Genomic DNA, 17,763 nt, shown 5'->3' with positions numbered 1-17,763 from the left:
GATCGCCGCAGGGCCGCGGCCGCTTTTCGATTGTTACAGCCGTCGAAAATTGATCTCTAGGCCGCCATGCGGGGGAAAGACGAATCGGGCGCCGGGCGCTCCATCGGCGCGGCCGAGCGTATCCTACGGGCATTGGCGGCGGAATTTCCGCGCCTGCACGATCGCCAGTCCTTCCTGGACAGCGTCGGGTTGCGTGCCCAATATGACAAGGAGGACGGCGGCGGCCTGTCGGACAATGAGCGCCAGGCGGCCGCGCGCGCGCTGACCCGGCTGATCAGCGACGGCACCGTCGCCGAGACGCTCTGGCCCTCCGGCGACAGCGACAAGGTCCAGCTTCCCGAACAGGGGATGATCGCGGTGTCGGTCAACCTCGGCTCGCTGCGCGAGGAACGGCTCGCCTGGGAGGTGGAGCGCAAGGGGGCCGAGCCGAGCCAGGAGCGGATCGTCAGCGAGATCGTCGACCGCTCGCGCGTCTGGATCGAGCAGAACATGGACGGCGGCAAGCTGCCGCTGCTGCTGGTCAACGCCAGCATCATCCACGGATCGAACGCCTTCGACATCCTGATCAGCGCGCAGTACCGCAACCCCTACAACCTGCTGCGCTACACGCGCGAGGTGGTGCAGGTGGTGGCGCACATCGCCGGCACCCACACGATGCTCGTCGCGCAGAGCTACGGCTTCCCCGACTTCGCGGCGGGGCGGTAGGGGCCTCAGTCCCGCTCCTCGGCGCTGCGGCGCAGATTGTCGCCGAGCGCGACCAGGCGCTGCTGGAGCGCCGCGATCTCCCCGGCCGGCAGGCCGATCGAGTCGAACAATTCGGGCGGCAGGCAGGCGGCGTCGTCGCCGGCGGCGCGGCCCTTGTCGGTCAGGTGGACGCGCACCACCCGCTCGTCGGCGGCGTCGCGGCGGCGCTGGACGAAGCCGGCGGCTTCGAGCCGCTTGATCAGCGGGGTCAGCGTGTTCGATTCGAGGAACAGATGCTCGCCGAGCGCGCCGACCGTCTGCCCGTCGGCATGGCGCAGCGCCAGGATCACCAGATATTGGGGATAGGTGAGGCCGAGCCGGTCGAGCAGCGGCTTGTAGACGCGGTTGAACGCATGGCCCGCCGCATAGACCGCGAAGCACAGCAGATTGTCGAAGGGACCCGTCGTCCCGGAAGCGTCGTTCGTCATGTCGCGCATATAGATCGTGCACGATATGATCGCAAGCGGTTGACATCGGCGCGCGACTCGCCTAGATGAATCGTACACGATCTAATCGTGGAAGATTGAAATGGCTCTCCCCCCGAGCCCCCAATGAGGAACAGGACCATGGCTACGAAGATTCTCTATTCGACCAGCTCGACCGCCACCGGAGGCCGCGACGGGCGCGCCCGCACCGCCGACGGCAGCTTCGAGGTCACGCTCGGCACGCCGAAGGAACTCGGCGGCAACGGCCAGGGCAACAATCCCGAACAGCTCTTCGCCTCGGGCTATGCGGCCTGCTTCCTCGGCGCGATGAAGTTCGCCGCGTCGCAGGGCCAGCATGCCAAGGTGCCCGCCGACGCGACCGTCACCGCCACGGTCGGCATCGGCCCGCGCGCCGACAAGGGCTTCGGCCTCGCCGTCGCGCTCGAGATCAGCCTGCCCGGCGTCGACCGCGCCGCGGCCGAGGCGCTGGTCGCCGAAGCCGACACCATCTGCCCCTACAGCCACGCGGTGCGCGGCAATATCGAGGTCAAGCTCAGCGTCGCCTGAGGGGCGCTTACCTCGACTTCCCAGGCGTCATCCCGGCGGAGGCCGGGATCTCGGGCGGCTCCCGCTGCAACCTTTTCTCCTCTCTCCCGAGACCCCGGCCTCCGCCGGGGTGACGCCTGTGGAGGAGGGAAAACTTAAACACGGACTATCTCACTCCGCGTTTTATGCTTGACGCATCAAACGCGGAGTGTATGAGTCCGCGTTATGGCGCACATCACCACCAGTGTCGAATATGGCATTCATTGCCTGCTGTGGCTCGTCGGATCGGGCGACCGGGCGATGAGCAGCCGCGACCTTGCCGAGCTGCAGGGCATCTCGCCCAGCTTCCTCGCCAAGATCTTCCCCAAGCTCGAAAAGGCCGGGATCGTCGTGGCGAGCGAGGGGGTGCGCGGCGGCTATCGGCTGGCGCGCCCGGCCGACGCGATCAGCTTCCTCGACATCGTCGACGCGATCGAGGGCGAGAAGCCCCTGTTCGATTGCCAGGAGGTGCGCGAACGCTGCGCCCTCTTCGCCGGCGGCATGCCCGCCTGGGCGACCGACGGCGTCTGCGCGGTCCATGGCGTGATGCTCCAGGCCGAAAAGGCGATGCGCGACGCGCTCGCCGCCCAGTCGCTCCAGGACGTCGCGACCCGCTTCGGGCGCAAGGTGCCCGACGACTTCTTCGGCAGCGTCGAGGCGTGGGTCGGCGACCGCATGAGCGGGCGGACCGGCCGCGCCCGGCCGGCGCGCGAATCGCCGGGCTGAGCTGACCGCCCCGCAGCGGGCGTCACCACCCTTTCCCGACCTCTTTCTCGGCGCCCGCCGGACGGTCCGAGAAAGCCCCCCTGCGCGCCGCGACCGACGGCGGCGGGGACCGACCCCGCATGTCCGGCGACCATCGAAGGGAGACTATCATGAGCAGCAAGATCCTGATCGCCGGCTCCGGTTTCGCCGGCCTGTGGGCCGCCCTCTCCGCCGCGCGCGCCGTGTCGCTCGCCGGCCGCGAGGGCGATGTCGAGGTGACCATCGTCTCGCCCACCCCCAATGTCGCGATCCGGCCGCGCCTCTACGAGGCCGACCTCGCCGACATGCACCCCGACATCTCGGCGCTGCTCGACGCGGTCGGCGTCCGCCACCTCGCCGGGCTGGTCGATTCGGTCGACAGCGCCGCGCGCACCGCCACCGTCCGCACCCATGACGGCGGCTGGACCACGCTCGGCTACGACCGCTTCATCCTGGCCGCCGGCAGCCGGCTGTTCCGCCCCGACATCCCCGGCATCGGCCTGGTGTTCGACGCCGACCAGCATGATTCGGCGCACGCGCTCGACCGCCATCTCAAGGCGCTGGCCGAGGCGCCCGAGACGCCCGCGCGCAACACCGTGGTGGTCGCGGGCGGCGGCCTGACCGGGCTGGAGACCGCGACCGAGATGCCGGGGCGGCTGCGCGCCGCGCTCGGCCCCGACGCGGCGATCCGCACCGTCATCGTCGACACCGCCCCGACGATCGGCGCGGCGATGGGCGCCGAGGCGGTGCCGCACATCCGGGAGGCGCTGGGGCAGGCGGGCGTCGAATCGCGCGCCGGCCTCCGCGTCGCCGCGGTCGAGCCGGGCGCGGTGCTGCTGTCCTCGGGCGAGCGGATCGAGACCGACACGGTGGTGTGGAGCGCCGGCATGCGCGCCCATCCGCTGGCGGCGACGATCCCGGGCGAGCATGATCCGCTCGGCCGCGTGGTCGGCGACGCCTTCCTCCACGCGCCCGCCGCGCCGGGGGTGTTCGTCACCGGCGACACCGTCAAGGCGGCGACCGACGACCAGGGCAATTTCAACGTCATGTCGTGCCAGCATGCGATGAGCCTGGGCCGCGTCGCCGGGCACAATGCCGCGGCCGAACTGGTCGGCCTGCCGCTGCATCCCTACAGCCAGCCCAAATATGTCACCTGCCTCGACCTCGGCCCGTGGGGCGCGCTCTACACCGAGGGCTGGGAGCGCGCCGTCCGCTTCGTCGGCGACGAGGGCAAGGCGATCAAGCGCGAGATCAACGGCGTGTGGATCTACCCGCCCGCGCCCGATCGCGCCGCGGTGTTCGGGATCGCCAATCCCGACTATGTGATCGTCCCCTGACGGGGACGGTCAGGACCGGGGCGGCCGCTTGCCCGACGGCGGGCGGTCCGGCCTCGGCCGGCGCGGGTCGCGGGGGGCGCCGGGGCGTCCGCCGCCGCCCGGTCCGCGTCCCGGCCCACCCGTGGGCCGGGGCTGCGGCCGTGGAGCGACCCCGGCGACCTTGGGGTTGAGCACGGTATAGCCTTCCGACTGGAGTCGGGTGAAGGCGGCGCGGACGCTGGTCTGGATCGACGCCTGCAGCTCGGCCGGCAGGTCCTGGAAGGTGGTGTTGGGATGGATCGCGCCCAGGTCGCGCAGCAGCGCGTTGGGCACGCCCTTCGACGCGGCGCGCAACGCGCCGAGCCCGTCGATCACGGCCGCGACGAGCACGTCGTGCATGACCTCGGATGCGGACTTGGTCACTTCTTCCCTCCGGATTCGGCGCGGTTCCGACGATCGGGCCGCTATACAGCCTGCCGGGACGGGCGGAAGCGAAATGTTCTCGTCATCCCGGCGGAGGCCGGGATCTCAGAAGACGGGAGAAGAGGTAGCGGCAGGAGCCTCCCGAGATCCCGGCCTCCGCCGGGATGACGGAGCTTGAGTCGCCGATTGACGCCGTGCGCGCCTTGCTGGCAGGCAGGATGCGGACCGATGGAAAGGGAAGGCATGACCGAGCGGAAGAGGGCGATCCGGCCGATGCATCCCCGCGATCCGGCCGAGCCGCACCGCGCCGCGACCGCGCTCGAGCTGCTGTTCGACCTCGTCACCGTGATCGCGATCGCCGCCGCGGCCGAGGGGCTGCACCATGCGATCGCCGAGGCGCATGCGGCCCAGGGCGTGCTGCGCTTCGCGCTCGCCTTCTTCGCGATCTGGTGGGCGTGGATGAACTTCACCTGGTTCGCCTCGGCCTATGACAATGACGATGCCGTCTTCCGGCTGCTGACGATGGTGATCATGGCGGGCTCGCTGGCGCTGGCGGCCGGGGTCGACGGGCTGTTCCGCGCGCTCGACATCCATCTGGTGGTCGGCGGCTATGTCGTGATGCGGCTCGCCATGGTGCTGCTGTGGCTGCGCGCCGCCGGGGCCGATCGGGCACGGCGGACGACCAATCTGCGCTATGCCGGCGGGATCGCGATCGTCCAGCTCTACTGGGTGCTGCTGATGGTGCTCGGATCGCCGGGTTCCACCGCCTTCGTGCCGCTGATGCTGCTCGGCTTCCTGTTCGAGCTCGGCGTGCCCGCCTTCGCCGAGCGCGCCACGACCACGCCCTGGCACCGCCACCATATCGTCGAGCGCTACGGCCTGCTGACCCTGATCGTCCTCGGCGAGATATTGCTCGGCGCGTCGCTCGCGCTCCAGGCGGCGGCGCGCGAGGCGTTCGACGCGCGGCTCGTCCATGTCGCGCTGTCGGCGCTGGTGATCACCTTCGCGATGTGGTGGCTCTATTTCTGCGAGGAGGAGCAGCTCCACGGCTCGGGCCTGCGCCGCGCGCTGCTGTGGGGCTATGGCCATCTCCCGATCTTCGCGGCGGGGGCGGCGGTCGGCGCGGGCTTCGCGGTGCTGGTCGACATCGTCGCCGGCCACGCCCATGTCCCGCTGCGCGTCGGCGACATGGCGGTGGCGATTCCGCTCGCGCTCTACATGGCCGGGCTCTGGCTGGTCCGCGACCGCTTCGTCCTGGCCGGACCGGCGGGCCTCGTCCTGCCGCTGTTCGCGCTGGCGATCGTCGCGCTGCCCTTCGCCTTTCCCGCGCTCGAGGCGATCGCCGCGCTCGCGGCGCTGGCGGCGGCGGTCCGCGCGCGGCTGGGCCATCGCCACCCCGGCCACCATCGCTGAGCGGGCCGCGATCGGGCCACGGTGGAAAATCGGGCCGCGATCGACTATGGGACGGCGATGAATCATCCGCAGCCCATCACCATGCCGATTCCCGGCCACATCGATCCTGTGCCGGTTCCGCGCGACCTGAAGCCGCGCGTCGACGGCCGGATCGACCTGCTCGGCCTGTCGCGCGACGACCTGCGGATGGCGCTGGAGACCGCCCAGCTCGAACCCAGGCAGGCGAAGCTGCGCGCCAAGCAGCTCTGGCACTGGATCTACAATCGCGGCGCGACCGACTTCGCGGTGATGACCGACATCGCCAAGGACATGCGCGGCTGGCTCGACCAGCGCTTCGTCGTCTCGCGGCCCGAAGTGGTCGAGGCGCAGGTGTCGACCGACGGCACCCGCAAATGGCTGCTCCGCTCCGACGACGGCCAGGATTACGAGATGGTGTTCATCCCCGACGCCGACCGGGGCACCCTCTGCGTCTCCAGCCAGGTCGGCTGCACGCTCAACTGTCGCTTCTGCCACACCGGCACGATGAAGCTGGTGCGCAACCTGACCCCGGCCGAGATCGTCGGGCAGGTGATGCTGGCGCGCGACGCGCTCGGCGAATGGCCGTCCCAGCCGGAAGGGCGGATGCTCACCAACATCGTGATGATGGGGATGGGCGAGCCGCTCTACAATTTCGACAATGTCCGCGACGCGCTCAAGCTGGTCATGGACGGCGACGGCCTGGCGCTGTCGAAGCGGCGCATCACCCTGTCGACCGCCGGCGTCGTGCCGATGATGGCGCGCGCGGGCGAGGAGATCGGCGTCAACCTCGCCGTCTCGCTCCACGCGATCACCAAGGAGGTGCGCGACGAGATCGTGCCCCTCAACCGCAAATATGGGATCGAGGATCTGCTGCAGGCCTGCGCCGACTATCCCGGCGCCAACAATGCCCGGCGCATCACCTTCGAATATGTCATGCTCAAGGACAAGAACGACCGCGACGAGGACGCGCTCGAGCTGGTCCGCCTGATCCGCAAGTACCGGCTGCCGGCCAAGGTCAACCTGATCCCGTTCAACCCCTGGCCGGGCGCGCCCTATGAATGCTCCGATCCCGACCGGGTCGCGCGCTTCTCCGACCTGATCTTCAAGGCGGGCATCTCGGCGCCCGTCCGCACCCCGCGCGGGCGCGACATCATGGCCGCCTGCGGCCAGCTCAAGTCGGCGGCGGAGAAGAAGAGCCGCGCCGAGCTCGACCGCATGGCGGCCGAGAAGCAGGCGGCGCTCGGCTGATGTCGGGGGATCGCTTCGAACGGCATCGCCAGCCCTGGACCCCCGACGAGGTCCAGAAGCTCCACACGCTGGCGAAGAAGGGCATGGCGCTCAAGGCGATCGCCAAGGCGCTCAAGCGCAGCGAGGAATCGACCAAGGACCGCGCCAAGGCCGACGGCCTCAGCATCGCCAAGCTGCGCTGAAGGGCTGAAGGCCGGCGCCTTTCTCCTTCGTCATTCCCGCGAAAGCGGGAATCCACGGTCACGAAGCGCATCGGCTCTTGCGGGCCGCCGTCCATGGATTCCCGCTTTCGCGGGAATGACGGCTTGGGGGAGCCGGCCAGACTCGTCACGCACGCCGCTCCGAAATATTCCAGGCGTTTAACGGTTAAATTTTAGCGGTTTCCCCTCTTGCATCGTTTCGCGCGCGGCGGTCTTATGGGTCCCCGGAGACCTGACCATGTCGTTATTCGATCGCTTCGCCGGCCATCTCTTCAAACGCGGCGAAATGACCATCATCATGGCCGACGGCGACGTCCGCCGCTACGGCACGCCCGATCCGGCGATCAAGCCCGTCACCATCCGCTTCGCCGACAAGGGCGTCACCGGCTTCATCGCGCGCAACCCGCACCTCCACGCCGCCGAGGCGTTCATGGACGGCCGGCTGGTGATCGAGCAGGGCGACATCCGCGACCTGGTCGACCTGGTCCGCGCCAACGGCAAGTGGGAGGAAGGCCGCGTCACCCTGCGCGGCACCTTCGCCAACCTGGTCAGGGACCGGCTCCGCGCCGTGCTGGCCAGCGTCAACTGGGCGAGCCGGTCGAAGGCCAATGTCGCGCATCACTATGATCTCAACGACCGGCTCTACGACCTCTTCCTCGACGCCGACCGGCAATATAGCTGCGCCTATTTCACCGATCCCGACAACGGCCTCGAACAGGCGCAGGCCGACAAGAAGGCGCATATCGCCGCCAAGCTGCACCTCAGGCCGGGGCAGAGGGTGCTCGACATCGGCTGCGGCTGGGGCGGCATGGCGCTCTACCTGAACCGCGCCGCCGACGTCGACGTGCTCGGCATCACCCTGTCGGAGGAGCAGCTCAAGGTCGCGCGCGAGCGGGCGGCGGCGGCGGGCGTGTCCGATCGGGTCCGCTTCGAGCTGATCGACTATCGCGCGCTGGAGGGGAAGTTCGACCGGATCGTATCGGTCGGCATGTTCGAGCATGTCGGCGTGCCGCAGTACGAGACCTTCTTCATGAAGTGCCGCGACCTGCTGGCCGACGACGGGGTGATGCTGCTCCACACGATCGGGCGGCTCGGCGTGCCGGGCAAGACCGACGCCTTCACCCTCAAATATATCTTCCCCGGCGGCTACAACCCGGCGCTGTCGGAGATCGTTTCGGCCAGCGAGCCGGCGCGGATGATCGTCGCCGACGTCGAGCCGCTGCGGCTCCACTACGGGATGACGCTCGACCGCTGGTACGATCGCACCGTGGCGGCGAAGGACGCGATCGTCGCGCTCTATGACGAGCGCTTCTTCCGCATGTGGACCTTCTACCTGGCCGGCGCGCGGGCGGCCTTCTACCACGGCAATCTGTGCAATTATCAGATCCAGTATGTCCGCGATCGCCGCGCGGTGCCGATCACCCGTTCCTATATGGCGGAAAAGGAAGCGGAGCTGCCGCGCTGACCGGCCGCGTCGTGCTAGGCTCCCCGCAAAGAGGAGAGCGCGATGGCGGACGGTGCGTGGAAACGGGTGCTGGGGGAATGCTTCGTCGGGGACGAGCTGGCCGAATGGAAGGCGGCGAAGGAAAGGCTGGGGCCCGGCTTCGACCATGACGGCCATGCCGCCGCCTGGGTCGACTATAATGCCCGGGTGCAGGCCGCGCTGCCGCTCGACCCCGATTCGGACGAGACCCGCGCGATCGTCGCCGAATGGGACGCGCTCTGCGCCGACTATATGCGCGTCGCCGATCCGGCGATGAAGGCGGGCCCCAAGCCGCTCTGGGCCTTCCCGATGAACCTCGACGATCCGGAGCTGTTCCGGCAGGGGTGAGGGGCAGGATCCGCTTCCTTTTGCGTCATTCCCGCGAAAGCGGGAATCCACGGATACGGGGCGCTCTTGACCGGATGTGCCGCCGTCCATGGATTCCCGCTTTCGCGGGAATGACGGTCTTGGAATGGGATGGCCTTCAAGCCCCGAAGCCGCCGTCGATCGTCTGCATCGATCCGGTGATCATCGCCGCCGAGGGACTGGCGAGGAAGGCGGCATAGTCGGCGATCTCCGACGCGTGGACATGGCGCTTGATCGCCATGAAGCCGTGCATCGTCTCGGCCATCGGGCCGCTCGCGGGGTTCATGTCGGTGTCGGTCGGCCCCGGCTGGATCGCATTGACGGTGATGCCGCGACCGCCCAGGTCGCGGGCGAGGCCGCGCACCATGCCCTGGATCGCCGACTTGGTCATCGCATAGGCGGCGCCCCCGGCGAAGGGCATGCGGTCGCCGTTGGTCGACCCGATGACGAGGATGCGGCCGTCGCCGGGCATCGTCCGGGCGGCCTCGACCGCGGCGTGGTAGGGCGCGCGGACGTTGACGTCGATCATATGGTCGACCGCGTCGGCGTCGAGCGTCAGCGGATCGCCGAGCGCGAGCGTGCCGGCATTGACCAGCAGCACGTCGACCGGCCCCTCCGCCGCGACCGCGGCGACCAGCGCGTCGCGATCGGCGCTGTCGACCCGGACGGCGCGGGCGCCGGTCTCGGCGGCGAGCGCGGCGGCGGCGTCGGCCGATCCGGCATAGCTGAAGACGACATGGTCGCCGGCGCCGGCGAAGCGGCGGACCAGCGCGGCGCCGATCCCCCGGCTGCCGCCGAGGACGAGGATCTTGCGCGAAGCATTGTCGGACATCGGAAAGCTCCTTTTCATTTCTATAGTGATCGCTATATAAATAAGCACGGAGCCGGTGCAAGGGTTTTTATAATGACCGCTACAAAAAAATCGCAAGGGCGTGGCAGGCCGCGCGGATTCGATCCCGAGCAGGCGATCGCGACCGCGCAGGCGCTGTTCCAGGAGAAGGGCTATGACGGGGTCGGCGTCGCCGACATCGGCAAGGCGCTCGGCATCACCCCGCCCAGCTTCTACAACGCCTTCGGCAGCAAGGCGGCGCTGTTCGACAAGGTGCTCGACCGCTATGCGGGCAGCTTCGGCCGCTTCGTGCCCGACGCGCTCGACGGCGGCGGCGGGGTCGCCGAGGCGATCGAGCGGGTGCTGCGCGACGCGGCGCGGCTCTATGCGCGCAAGGACGGGATCGCCGGTTGCCTGGTGCTCGACGGCGCGCGCAGCAGCGGCGATGCCGAGGCGGTCGCGCTGACCCGGCGGAAGATGGAGGAGAGCCAGGCGCGGATCGCGGCGCGGATCGCCGCCGAGGCGCCCGACCGTGCCGACCGGCTCGCCTCGATCGTCGTGACGGCGCTCAAGGGCCTGTCGGCGGCGGCGCGCGACGGCGCGAGCCCCGACGAGCTGCGCGCCTTCGCCGATGTGGCGGCGGCGGGGTTCCGGGTGGCGCTGGGGGAGAAATAGCCTGCGAAAATGGCGTCATCCCGGCGGAGGCCGGGATGACGCCTACCGGGTAAGTTCAGCCCTGGGGCTTGGCCGCGTCGCGGCGCTCCTGCCACTTGGCGCGCATCGCATCGCGGGCGGCCTGGCGCTCCTCGGGGCTGATCGTGCCGTCATGGTTGGTGTCGACCCGATCGAACATCGCCAGCGGGCCGGCCTGCGCCTCGGCGAGGCTGACCTTGCCGTCCTTGTTCGCATCGGCGCGATCGAACCAATGGCCCATCATCGCCATGCCGCCGCGATGGTGCCCGCCACGCCAGCCGGGCCGGCCATGCTTGCCGTCGCGATCGGGCCGGCCGGCGTCCCTGGCGTCGCCGCGCGGCGGCGGGGGCGCGAGATATTCGTCCTTCGACAGCGCGCCGTTGCCGTCCTTGTCGAGCATCGCGAAGCGCTCGCCCTTCCGCTCCTGGCGCTTCTCGGCGAAGGCCGCGCGCATCTTCGCGCGGGCGGCGTCCGCCTCCGCCCTGGTGACGAAGCCGTCGCCATTGGTGTCGGCCTTCTTGAACTGCTCGGCGATCCTCGCCTGCAACTCGGCGCGGGTCTGCGGCGGGGGCGGGGGGCCGTCGCCGCGCGGACCGGGCTGGGCGACCGCGACGCCGGCCAGCAGGGCGGCGAGCGCGGCGCCGGCGATCAGGGAGGTCTTCTTCATGGGGCATCCTTCATAAGCGTTACACGATGGGGTGGACGGACCGGCAACAACAGGGAAGTGCCGGTCCGCCCTGTGATGCGGTCTAGGAGCCGAATCTTGCACCGATAGTTCGGCGCTGAAATCGTTGTGTCGCGGTTGAAATATATGGCCGTTTCCTGGGCCGGATGCCGAATGGGCGTTCAGCACGACGAGGCGCGGGGCAGGGCAGGGCGCCTACCCCCGCGACAGCGCCTTGCGGAACAGCGCCAGCCTGTCCATCGCCGCCTGCCGCTCGCGGTCGTCGAGGATGCCGTCGCGATCCTTGTCGGCGGCGTCGAAGGCGGCGGCGCCCGCGGCCTGCATCTCGGCGAGCGAGAGCAGCCCGTCGCCGTCGCGGTCGGCCAGCCGATAGGCGATGTCGATCATCCCGGCGGTGCTCAGCGGGCCGTTCTCGTTGAGCGACAGGCGCGGGGTGCCGTCGGGGGCGACGTCCATCAGGAAGGGCTCGACATCGCGCCGGTCGAGCAGCAGCGACGGGGAATAGCCGAGCGCCTCGGCCGCCTCCCGGCGGTCGATCCGCCGGTCGTGGTTGCGGTCGGCGCCCGCGAAATATTGGGCGAGCGCGCTGTCGAGTCCTGCGCGGGTCATCGGCAGCTCCTGCGCCGCCGCCGGCGCGGCGAAGAACAGGATCGCGATCATCGCGCCGGGGCGCATGGGCTTCTCCCTCGTTGCAACCGTTTCGTCCCCTTGTACCGCTATCGGCTTGAACGGCGGCCTAACGCATGGCAAGGCGCCGCCGCGCCCGGTCGACGGGGCAGACGGAGACAGAGATGAGCGATGTGAAGCGGGTGGTGCTGGCCTTCTCGGGGGGGCTCGACACGAGCGTGATCCTGAAATGGCTGCAGCAGACCTACCAGTGCGAGGTCGTCACCTTCACCGCCGACCTCGGCCAAGGCGAGGAGCTGGAGCCCGCGCGCGCCAAGGCGAAGCTGATGGGCGTGCCCGACGAGCACATCTTCATCGACGACCTCCGCGAGGAGTTCGTCAAGGACTATGTCTTCCCGATGATGCGCGGCAACGCGCTCTACGAGGGGCTCTACCTGCTCGGTACCTCGATCGCCCGGCCGCTGATCGCCAAGCGCCAGATCGAGATCGCGAGGGCGGTCGGCGCCGACGCGGTCAGCCATGGCGCGACCGGCAAGGGCAACGACCAGGTCCGCTTCGAGCTGGGCTATTACGGCCTCGCCCCCGATATCCGCGTGATCGCGCCGTGGCGCGAGTGGGACCTGACCAGCCGCACCGCGCTGATCGACTTCGCCGAAAAGCACCAGATCCCGGTCCCCAAGGACAAGCGCGGCGAATCGCCCTTCTCGACCGACGCGAACCTTCTCCACACCTCGTCCGAGGGCAAGGTGCTCGAGGACCCGTGGGAGGAGGTGCCCGACTATGTCTATTCGCGCACCGTCAACCCGGAGGACGCGCCCGACCAGCCCGAGATCATCACCATCGACTTCGAGCGCGGCGACGGCGTCGCGCTGAACGGCGAGGGGATGAGCCCGGCGACGCTGCTGACCGCGCTCAACGAGCTCGGCCGCAAGCACGGCATCGGCCGGCTCGACCTGGTCGAGAACCGCTTCGTCGGCATGAAGTCGCGCGGCATGTACGAGACGCCGGGCGGCGCCATCTACCACCTCGCCCATCGCGGCATCGAGCAGATCACCCTCGATCGCGGCGCCGCGCACCTCAAGGACGAGCTGGCGCCGCGCTATGCCGAGCTGATCTACAACGGCTTCTGGTTCTCGCCCGAGCGCGAGATGCTCCAGGCCGCGATCGACCACAGCCAGGAGAAGGTGACCGGCACCGTCCGGCTCAAGCTCTACAAGGGCGGGGTCCATGTGATCGGCCGCAAGTCGCCCTACACGCTCTATTCGGAGAAGGTCGTCACCTTCGAGGACGACGCGGGCGCCTATGACCAGCGCGACGCGGCGGGCTTCATCAAGCTCAACGCGCTGCGCCTCCGCCTGCTCGGCCGCCGCGACGGGCGCTGAGGACAAACATCGTCATTCCAGCGAAGTGATGCAGGATCTATATCCGTCTGACTCCATTGGATAAAATTGCATCGCTCTCGCCTGTGTAGGGACTGTGCAGAAAAATCTTCACAGCCTGTCAAAAAAGACGATTTCGACGGGTGCTGGGAAGGCCCCAAGGTTGCCTGATTCGCCGACTGAGATATCACGCTCGCGCTAAAATCCTAGCTTCATCGGCGATTGGAATGATAGCTATCAAATCTTGCCGTGATGGCGAGCGTATCGTTCAACGTCTCTGTCTACCTATCTGCAAGCGGCTTGCTCAGCCGGGAAAGCGAGCAGAAGACATCGCGACAGATTGCAAAAGACCGCGATTACACAGAATAGCCATGCCACGATGGCCACCGTTCTCAGCATCTTCAACGCGCGAACCCGCCTTGAGATTGTTTCGTCCGCAACCGTCTTGACACTGCCCCCATCTACGAATTTCCACACACCCGTGAACGTAAAAACTGACCCCTTCGGGATGGATGCCAGAAGGCGCGGATGTCGATCCCGCAAATCTCGGTACAGAAGATTGAGCAACCAAAATTGCAAGGCGCAGCAGGTGAGGAACACTCCAAAAGGTAAGATCACGTCATGGCCCATAAGCTATCCCCTTGAATCCGGCCGCACGGTGATGGTGCACCGCTGATCCTTCTTCGCCCTGTCGGCCGCTTCGCGGCATTTGCCGATCGTCTCGCGGTTGTTCCGGGCAAGATTGGCATCGGCGGCAAGCTGCGCCCAACCTGACGGATTGCCCGCCGCCATCAAGGCTTGTCCCGCTTCCCAGCGGTTCCGCATCATCACCAGCGCCGACACGCGGCTATTCAGCCCGAACGGCAACCAGCTTGCGATGAACGGCGACGCGACCAGCCCGATCGCCAGTGCCACTCCCGCCGTCCATCCTAGCTCACGCCACCGTTGCTGCTTCGATCGGACGGTGCCGATCAGATAACTAAGCTGGCTGCGCTCACTGTCCGCACTCTGTGCCGCGCGTTTCAGGCTGTCCGCCGCTTCCCGCATCATGTCCTGCCCGCCTCGTGCGAGGGCCGCGCCCTGCTCCTGTGGCGACAGGCGCAAGGCCGGCGACTTCATTATCTCCTCAAGCTGGCCCGCGATCTCGTCCAGCCCCTTCCCGATTACGCCTAAATCCTCGGCATAGCTGGGCGGCTTGTTCTTGCTGATCGCCTCCGGCATGGCCTCGACCGCCTTGCGCAGCACCGACACTTCGGCGCGCAAATCCTCGAACGCCCGCGCCGGATTGATCTCATCGTCCGCCATGCCTTACCCTCTCGATCCTTCCTATCGTGACAGCCCGCGCGCCCGATCAAGCACGATCTCGCGCGCCGCGTGGCTCATGCTCGGCGCGTCCATCACCCGGCCAAGCCGCGTGCCGCTGTCGATCCCCATGTCCTTGGCACGAGCGCGGACCAGCGACTCAAGCTGCGGGTCGCGCTTGAGCTTGCCCGCGATGCCCTGCATCTGCTTCTCGACCTTCTCCCTCGCGCCCTTGTCGGCAAATCCCCTGAGCTTGTCATGCCGCGCTTCGAGGCGCTGCCAGTCCTTGACCAGCCGCTCGGCCTGCAATGCCGGATCGCGGCGCACGCGCTCCTCATGCCGGATCGCACCCGCCAACTCGGCCCCGCGCTCGGGACCGCTCAACTGCTTCATCGCCCGGAACGTCGAAGGCTCGTACCGCATCGCGTCGTGCAGATCGCGCACGGCATCGGGCCGGGCCGCATCGAGCCCGCCCGCCGCCTCGCGCAGTTCGCGCTTCTGATATTCGAGCACGGGAAGCCGCTGCGCGCGCATCCGGTCGGCGTCGGTCCACGCGCGGGCATAGCGTTCCGCCGCCTGTTCCAGACCGGACGCGGGCGGCTGCCCCGCTCGCTCCGGGGCGGGGCGGGCCGCATCGAGCTTGAGCCCGTCGAACATGCTGCGCCTGGGCGCGTCGAACGCGCGGCCCAATCCCCAATCCTGCGGGGACCGTTCGCGCGTCGCGGTGTCCGGCGCGCTGATCGCGTTTTCGATCCCGCGCCGCCCGGCATAGTCGAGCGTGGTTTCCTTTAAACCGCCGCGTGACAGCCGCGACGACAGCGCCGCCGTATCGGCGAACTCGTCGCGACCGACATAGAGCGTCGTCCCGTCACGGTGCCGGGTCATGCCGACATAGCCTAGATGCCGGTCCATCGACCGCGACGCGAGCGAGAAGGTTTCATCGATCGACGCGCCCTGCGCCTTGTGGAACGTCGCCGCATAGCCATGATCGACCGCCGCATAATCCGCCGTCGATATCGACACGCTGCGTCCGGTGGCCGGCCCTCTGGCGCTATCGAGCCGGACGTGCAGCCGACCGGCTTCGGCGCGCTCGACGGTGCCGAACATGCCGTTCTTGACGCCAAGCTCGCGATTGTTCTCGCGGAACAGCAGCCGGTCGCCCTCGGCGAAGGCGCGCTTGCCCTCGGTCGTCTGGTAGACATGCTCGTCCGCAAGCTCGCCGCGCTCCTGCCGCGCGGCGCGGATGCCGTCGTTCAACTCGGCCACATCGATCCGGCGATGCGCCATCGCCAGACGCGATCCCTCGGGCCGCGCGTCCATGTCGGCGATATAGTCCTTCACGATCGCGGCGCGCGCGTCGGCGATGGTGTCGGTGAAGCGGACATGGCCGCGTTCGGCATAGGCGCGCAAACCCTCGGCCGTGCGGTTCTGTGCGAAGTCCCGCGACGCCGCGCGCTGCCAGCCCTCGCGCTGGCGGCGGATTTCGCCAAGCTCGGCAAAGCCGGTGCGCTCGGCGACGGCGCGGAACGCCGCGCCGGGACCGATCGGCTGCAACTGCTCGGGGTCGCCGACGAGCACGATCTTCGCGCCTGCGCGGTCGGCCTCCCCAATCACCCGCGACAACTGACGGCTTCCGACCATTCCGGCCTCATCGACCACGAGCACGTCGCCGGGGCCAAGCCGGTCATAGCCCTTTTCCCATCCGCGTTCCCAACTCGCCAAGGTGCGCGATGCGATCCCGCTCGATTCCTCCAGCCCCTCGGCCGCTTTGCCCGCCAGCGCCGCACCGTGGACGCGGTAGCCTTCGGCCTCCCACGCCTCGCGCGCCGCATCGAGCATCGTGCTCTTGCCGGCCCCCGCCAATCCCACGACGGCGCTGATCCGTTCGGGGCCGGTGACATGCCCGATCGCGTGGTGCTGTTCGTCGCTCAGGAAGGTGCGCGCGCCGATGGCCCGTTCGACAGTGTGCCGGCTGACGCGGAAGGTTGCGCTCTGCGCCATTCGGTCTGCGCTCTCGGCCATCTCGCGTTCGACCGCGATCATCTCCTTCGTCGAGTAGCGCGCCGGTTGCAGGGTGCGCCCGGACTCGTCCCGCCGCTCGGGGCAAAGCTCGACCAGCGCGGGCGACGCCATCGCCTTCGCGAACGCCGCCTGGAACTGGTCGGGGTCGTCGATATAGCGGTGCAGCGTGCGCGCCACGTCATAGCGGTCGAACACGCTCTTTTCGTTGGTGACGAGGACCAGCGCCTGTTCGGGCTTTTCGCGGATAAGCTCGGCGTTCCTGCGCGCCTGTCCTTCGTCCTGCCGCGCACGTACCACGCTCTTGCCGCGCCGGTCCATCTGGCTCGCATGGACGCCCATATGCTGGGTCGGCTCGATCTCCAGCCCGCAGTCGCGGAGTGAGCGGTGGTCGATGCGGATGTCGTGACCGGCCAATACCAGATGGCGGTTGGCGCGTTGCTCCCAATCGAGCCGGATGTCGCGAAGCTGGTCGTGCGTCGTCGGCAAGCCAAGTGCTGCGAGCTTCTTGTTCTCAAGCTCCCAATCGGACTTGTCGCCAAGCCCATCCGCTTCGACCTTGCGCGTCGTCATCAGGATATGGGCGTGATGGTTGCGGATGTCGGTGTCGCCGTCCGGCCGGTGGATCGCGACATCGACCGCGACGCCGTAGCGGTCGGCAAGCCCTTGCGCGAACTCCTGCGTCAATTCCAGCCGCTGCTCCGCTGTCAGTTCATGCGGCAAGGCGACTTCGACATCGCGCGCTACCCGCGAGTCCTTGCGCCTCTCCGCGAACTCCGCCGCATTCCATAAGGTCGATCGGTCCAGCGCCCAATCAGCGCGGACGCCTTCGGGCAATAGTATCTCGGTGTGCTCGATCCCGCCCTTGCGGGTGAAGTCATGGGTCAGCCCGTCGCGTTCGTTGGTGAGCTTCTCGCCCGAACGATAGGCGGCGGCCGCCACGGCGCTGCGCCCGCCGCTGCGCGCAATCGACTTCACCGACAGATGATAGATCGCCATGACGCTTCACCTACGGGCCAAGGGTACACACCCCCAAGCGGCCAAGGTCCGTCCCGAACAGCATATCAAGCACCTGAGTTGCGAAGCAACTCGAAAGTGCGCCCTTCACCTTATCTCGGCTTCGCTCGAACGGCTCGGTATGGTGGCTCGGCGTTCGCCGGATAGCAGGGCTGCGCTACTTGCGGAAGCGCAAGGCAAGACTGCCGCCATGCTTGGCGCATCCAGGATTCTACTGGGTGGCGTGGCGGATCGGTCCAACTGTAGG

At 68.4% G+C, this 17,763-nt stretch carries 18 protein-coding genes; 11 read left to right on the top strand and 7 right to left on the bottom strand.

The window, feature by feature from the left end; all coding sequences use genetic code 11:
• The first annotated feature begins 66 nt into the window (after positions 1-66).
• A complete protein-coding gene (locus tag HRJ34_RS18465; RefSeq protein WP_029548498.1) occupies positions 67-705 on the top strand; it encodes a hypothetical protein in 639 nt (212 codons plus the stop codon).
• Positions 706-710: 5 nt separating this feature from the next.
• Here the strand turns inward: HRJ34_RS18465 and HRJ34_RS18460 are convergent, their stop codons facing one another.
• Positions 711-1,172: a MarR family winged helix-turn-helix transcriptional regulator gene (locus HRJ34_RS18460; RefSeq protein ID WP_319025628.1), complete on the bottom strand. Its 462-nt coding sequence runs from the start codon at positions 1,170-1,172 to the stop codon at positions 711-713.
• A 138-nt stretch (positions 1,173-1,310) separates the two neighbouring features.
• Between HRJ34_RS18460 and HRJ34_RS18455 the strand changes: the two genes are divergently transcribed.
• The 3 genes from HRJ34_RS18455 to HRJ34_RS18445 all read left to right on the top strand — a co-directional run bounded on the left by HRJ34_RS18455 (position 1,311) and on the right by HRJ34_RS18445 (position 3,835).
• Positions 1,311-1,736 carry an organic hydroperoxide resistance protein gene (locus HRJ34_RS18455; protein ID WP_012049159.1) on the top strand — a complete coding sequence of 142 codons (426 nt, stop codon included), beginning with the start codon at positions 1,311-1,313 and terminating at the stop codon, positions 1,734-1,736.
• A 204-nt stretch (positions 1,737-1,940) separates the two neighbouring features.
• Positions 1,941-2,480, top strand: a complete 540-nt coding sequence (locus tag HRJ34_RS18450) for an RrF2 family transcriptional regulator (RefSeq protein ID WP_012049160.1) — start codon at positions 1,941-1,943, stop codon at positions 2,478-2,480.
• Between the two features lie 149 nt (positions 2,481-2,629).
• The gene (locus tag HRJ34_RS18445) at positions 2,630-3,835 is read left to right on the top strand and encodes an NAD(P)/FAD-dependent oxidoreductase (RefSeq protein ID WP_208632093.1); all 1,206 of its coding nucleotides are present in this window, start codon (positions 2,630-2,632) and stop codon (positions 3,833-3,835) included.
• A 9-nt stretch (positions 3,836-3,844) separates the two neighbouring features.
• Here HRJ34_RS18445 and HRJ34_RS18440 read toward each other — a convergent pair whose 3' ends face one another.
• Positions 3,845-4,237, bottom strand: coding sequence for a hypothetical protein (locus HRJ34_RS18440; RefSeq protein ID WP_016744336.1), 393 nt, complete (start codon positions 4,235-4,237; stop codon positions 3,845-3,847).
• Between the two features lie 243 nt (positions 4,238-4,480).
• Here HRJ34_RS18440 and HRJ34_RS18435 point away from each other — a divergent pair, with 243 nt between their 5' ends.
• The 5 genes from HRJ34_RS18435 to HRJ34_RS18415 all read left to right on the top strand — a co-directional run bounded on the left by HRJ34_RS18435 (position 4,481) and on the right by HRJ34_RS18415 (position 8,947).
• A complete protein-coding gene (locus HRJ34_RS18435) occupies positions 4,481-5,650 on the top strand; it encodes a low temperature requirement protein A (protein ID WP_208632092.1) in 1,170 nt (389 codons plus the stop codon).
• A 57-nt stretch (positions 5,651-5,707) separates the two neighbouring features.
• Positions 5,708-6,916: a 23S rRNA (adenine(2503)-C(2))-methyltransferase RlmN gene (gene rlmN, locus HRJ34_RS18430; RefSeq protein WP_012049164.1), complete on the top strand. Its 1,209-nt coding sequence runs from the start codon at positions 5,708-5,710 to the stop codon at positions 6,914-6,916.
• Positions 6,916-7,098 (top strand): hypothetical protein, encoded by a 183-nt coding sequence (locus tag HRJ34_RS18425; RefSeq protein WP_016744333.1) that lies wholly within the window; start codon positions 6,916-6,918, stop codon positions 7,096-7,098. Before rlmN ends, HRJ34_RS18425 begins: the two co-directional genes overlap by 1 nt.
• A 256-nt stretch (positions 7,099-7,354) precedes the next feature.
• Entirely contained in the window at positions 7,355-8,581 is a 1,227-nt protein-coding gene (locus HRJ34_RS18420) for an SAM-dependent methyltransferase (protein ID WP_029995151.1), read from the top strand.
• Between the two features lie 42 nt (positions 8,582-8,623).
• The gene (locus tag HRJ34_RS18415) at positions 8,624-8,947 is read left to right on the top strand and encodes a hypothetical protein (protein ID WP_012049166.1); all 324 of its coding nucleotides are present in this window, start codon (positions 8,624-8,626) and stop codon (positions 8,945-8,947) included.
• Between the two features lie 136 nt (positions 8,948-9,083).
• On the opposite strand, the gene bdcA is transcribed toward HRJ34_RS18415, so the two are convergent.
• Positions 9,084-9,797, bottom strand: a complete 714-nt coding sequence (gene bdcA, locus HRJ34_RS18410; RefSeq protein WP_012049167.1) for an SDR family oxidoreductase — start codon at positions 9,795-9,797, stop codon at positions 9,084-9,086.
• Positions 9,798-9,869: 72 nt separating this feature from the next.
• Here bdcA and HRJ34_RS18405 point away from each other — a divergent pair, with 72 nt between their 5' ends.
• Complete coding sequence (locus tag HRJ34_RS18405) at positions 9,870-10,469, top strand: TetR/AcrR family transcriptional regulator (protein WP_208632091.1); 600 nt, start codon at positions 9,870-9,872, stop codon at positions 10,467-10,469.
• Between the two features lie 55 nt (positions 10,470-10,524).
• On the opposite strand, the gene HRJ34_RS18400 is transcribed toward HRJ34_RS18405, so the two are convergent.
• Positions 10,525-11,154, bottom strand: a complete 630-nt coding sequence (locus HRJ34_RS18400; protein WP_029995148.1) for a hypothetical protein — start codon at positions 11,152-11,154, stop codon at positions 10,525-10,527.
• Positions 11,155-11,367: 213 nt separating this feature from the next.
• Positions 11,368-11,847 carry an EF-hand domain-containing protein gene (locus HRJ34_RS18395; protein WP_208632090.1) on the bottom strand — a complete coding sequence of 160 codons (480 nt, stop codon included), beginning with the start codon at positions 11,845-11,847 and terminating at the stop codon, positions 11,368-11,370.
• A 116-nt stretch (positions 11,848-11,963) separates the two neighbouring features.
• Between HRJ34_RS18395 and HRJ34_RS18390 the strand changes: the two genes are divergently transcribed.
• Complete coding sequence (locus HRJ34_RS18390; RefSeq protein WP_012049171.1) at positions 11,964-13,181, top strand: argininosuccinate synthase; 1,218 nt, start codon at positions 11,964-11,966, stop codon at positions 13,179-13,181.
• A gap of 630 nt (positions 13,182-13,811) precedes the next feature.
• Here the strand turns inward: HRJ34_RS18390 and HRJ34_RS18385 are convergent.
• Both HRJ34_RS18385 and traA read right to left on the bottom strand, forming a co-directional pair.
• The gene (locus tag HRJ34_RS18385) at positions 13,812-14,483 is read right to left on the bottom strand and encodes a DUF6118 family protein (RefSeq protein ID WP_208632089.1); all 672 of its coding nucleotides are present in this window, start codon (positions 14,481-14,483) and stop codon (positions 13,812-13,814) included.
• Between the two features lie 21 nt (positions 14,484-14,504).
• Positions 14,505-17,498, bottom strand: coding sequence for a Ti-type conjugative transfer relaxase TraA (gene traA / locus HRJ34_RS18380; protein ID WP_208632088.1), 2,994 nt, complete (start codon positions 17,496-17,498; stop codon positions 14,505-14,507).
• Positions 17,499-17,763: the final 265 nt, after the last annotated feature.

Origin of the sequence: Rhizorhabdus wittichii (assembly GCF_017607425.1) — a bacterium.
Lineage (GTDB): Bacteria > Pseudomonadota > Alphaproteobacteria > Sphingomonadales > Sphingomonadaceae > Rhizorhabdus > Rhizorhabdus wittichii.
This window is presented reverse-complemented; position numbering and strand designations above follow the sequence as displayed.

What these genes read in the sequence shown, in the direction of transcription:
- HRJ34_RS18415 (WP_012049166.1), top strand. Translation starts at nt 8,624, where the DNA reads ATGGCGGACGGTGCGTGGAAACGGGTGCTGGGGGAATGCTTCGTCGGG.
- HRJ34_RS18405 (WP_208632091.1), top strand. Translation starts at nt 9,870, where the DNA reads ATGACCGCTACAAAAAAATCGCAAGGGCGTGGCAGGCCGCGCGGATTC.
- HRJ34_RS18390 (WP_012049171.1), top strand. Translation starts at nt 11,964, where the DNA reads ATGAGCGATGTGAAGCGGGTGGTGCTGGCCTTCTCGGGGGGGCTCGAC.
- HRJ34_RS18465 (WP_029548498.1), top strand. Translation starts at nt 67, where the DNA reads ATGCGGGGGAAAGACGAATCGGGCGCCGGGCGCTCCATCGGCGCGGCC.
- HRJ34_RS18450 (WP_012049160.1), top strand. Translation starts at nt 1,941, where the DNA reads ATGGCGCACATCACCACCAGTGTCGAATATGGCATTCATTGCCTGCTG.
- HRJ34_RS18385 (WP_208632089.1), bottom strand. Translation starts at nt 14,483, where the DNA reads ATGGCGGACGATGAGATCAATCCGGCGCGGGCGTTCGAGGATTTGCGC.
- bdcA (WP_012049167.1), bottom strand. Translation starts at nt 9,797, where the DNA reads ATGTCCGACAATGCTTCGCGCAAGATCCTCGTCCTCGGCGGCAGCCGG.
- traA (WP_208632088.1), bottom strand. Translation starts at nt 17,498, where the DNA reads ATGGCGATCTATCATCTGTCGGTGAAGTCGATTGCGCGCAGCGGCGGG.
- HRJ34_RS18400 (WP_029995148.1), bottom strand. Translation starts at nt 11,154, where the DNA reads ATGAAGAAGACCTCCCTGATCGCCGGCGCCGCGCTCGCCGCCCTGCTG.
- HRJ34_RS18460 (WP_319025628.1), bottom strand. Translation starts at nt 1,172, where the DNA reads ATGACGAACGACGCTTCCGGGACGACGGGTCCCTTCGACAATCTGCTG.
- HRJ34_RS18395 (WP_208632090.1), bottom strand. Translation starts at nt 11,847, where the DNA reads ATGCGCCCCGGCGCGATGATCGCGATCCTGTTCTTCGCCGCGCCGGCG.
- rlmN (WP_012049164.1), top strand. Translation starts at nt 5,708, where the DNA reads ATGAATCATCCGCAGCCCATCACCATGCCGATTCCCGGCCACATCGAT.
- HRJ34_RS18425 (WP_016744333.1), top strand. Translation starts at nt 6,916, where the DNA reads ATGTCGGGGGATCGCTTCGAACGGCATCGCCAGCCCTGGACCCCCGAC.
- HRJ34_RS18455 (WP_012049159.1), top strand. Translation starts at nt 1,311, where the DNA reads ATGGCTACGAAGATTCTCTATTCGACCAGCTCGACCGCCACCGGAGGC.
- HRJ34_RS18420 (WP_029995151.1), top strand. Translation starts at nt 7,355, where the DNA reads ATGTCGTTATTCGATCGCTTCGCCGGCCATCTCTTCAAACGCGGCGAA.
- HRJ34_RS18445 (WP_208632093.1), top strand. Translation starts at nt 2,630, where the DNA reads ATGAGCAGCAAGATCCTGATCGCCGGCTCCGGTTTCGCCGGCCTGTGG.
- HRJ34_RS18435 (WP_208632092.1), top strand. Translation starts at nt 4,481, where the DNA reads ATGACCGAGCGGAAGAGGGCGATCCGGCCGATGCATCCCCGCGATCCG.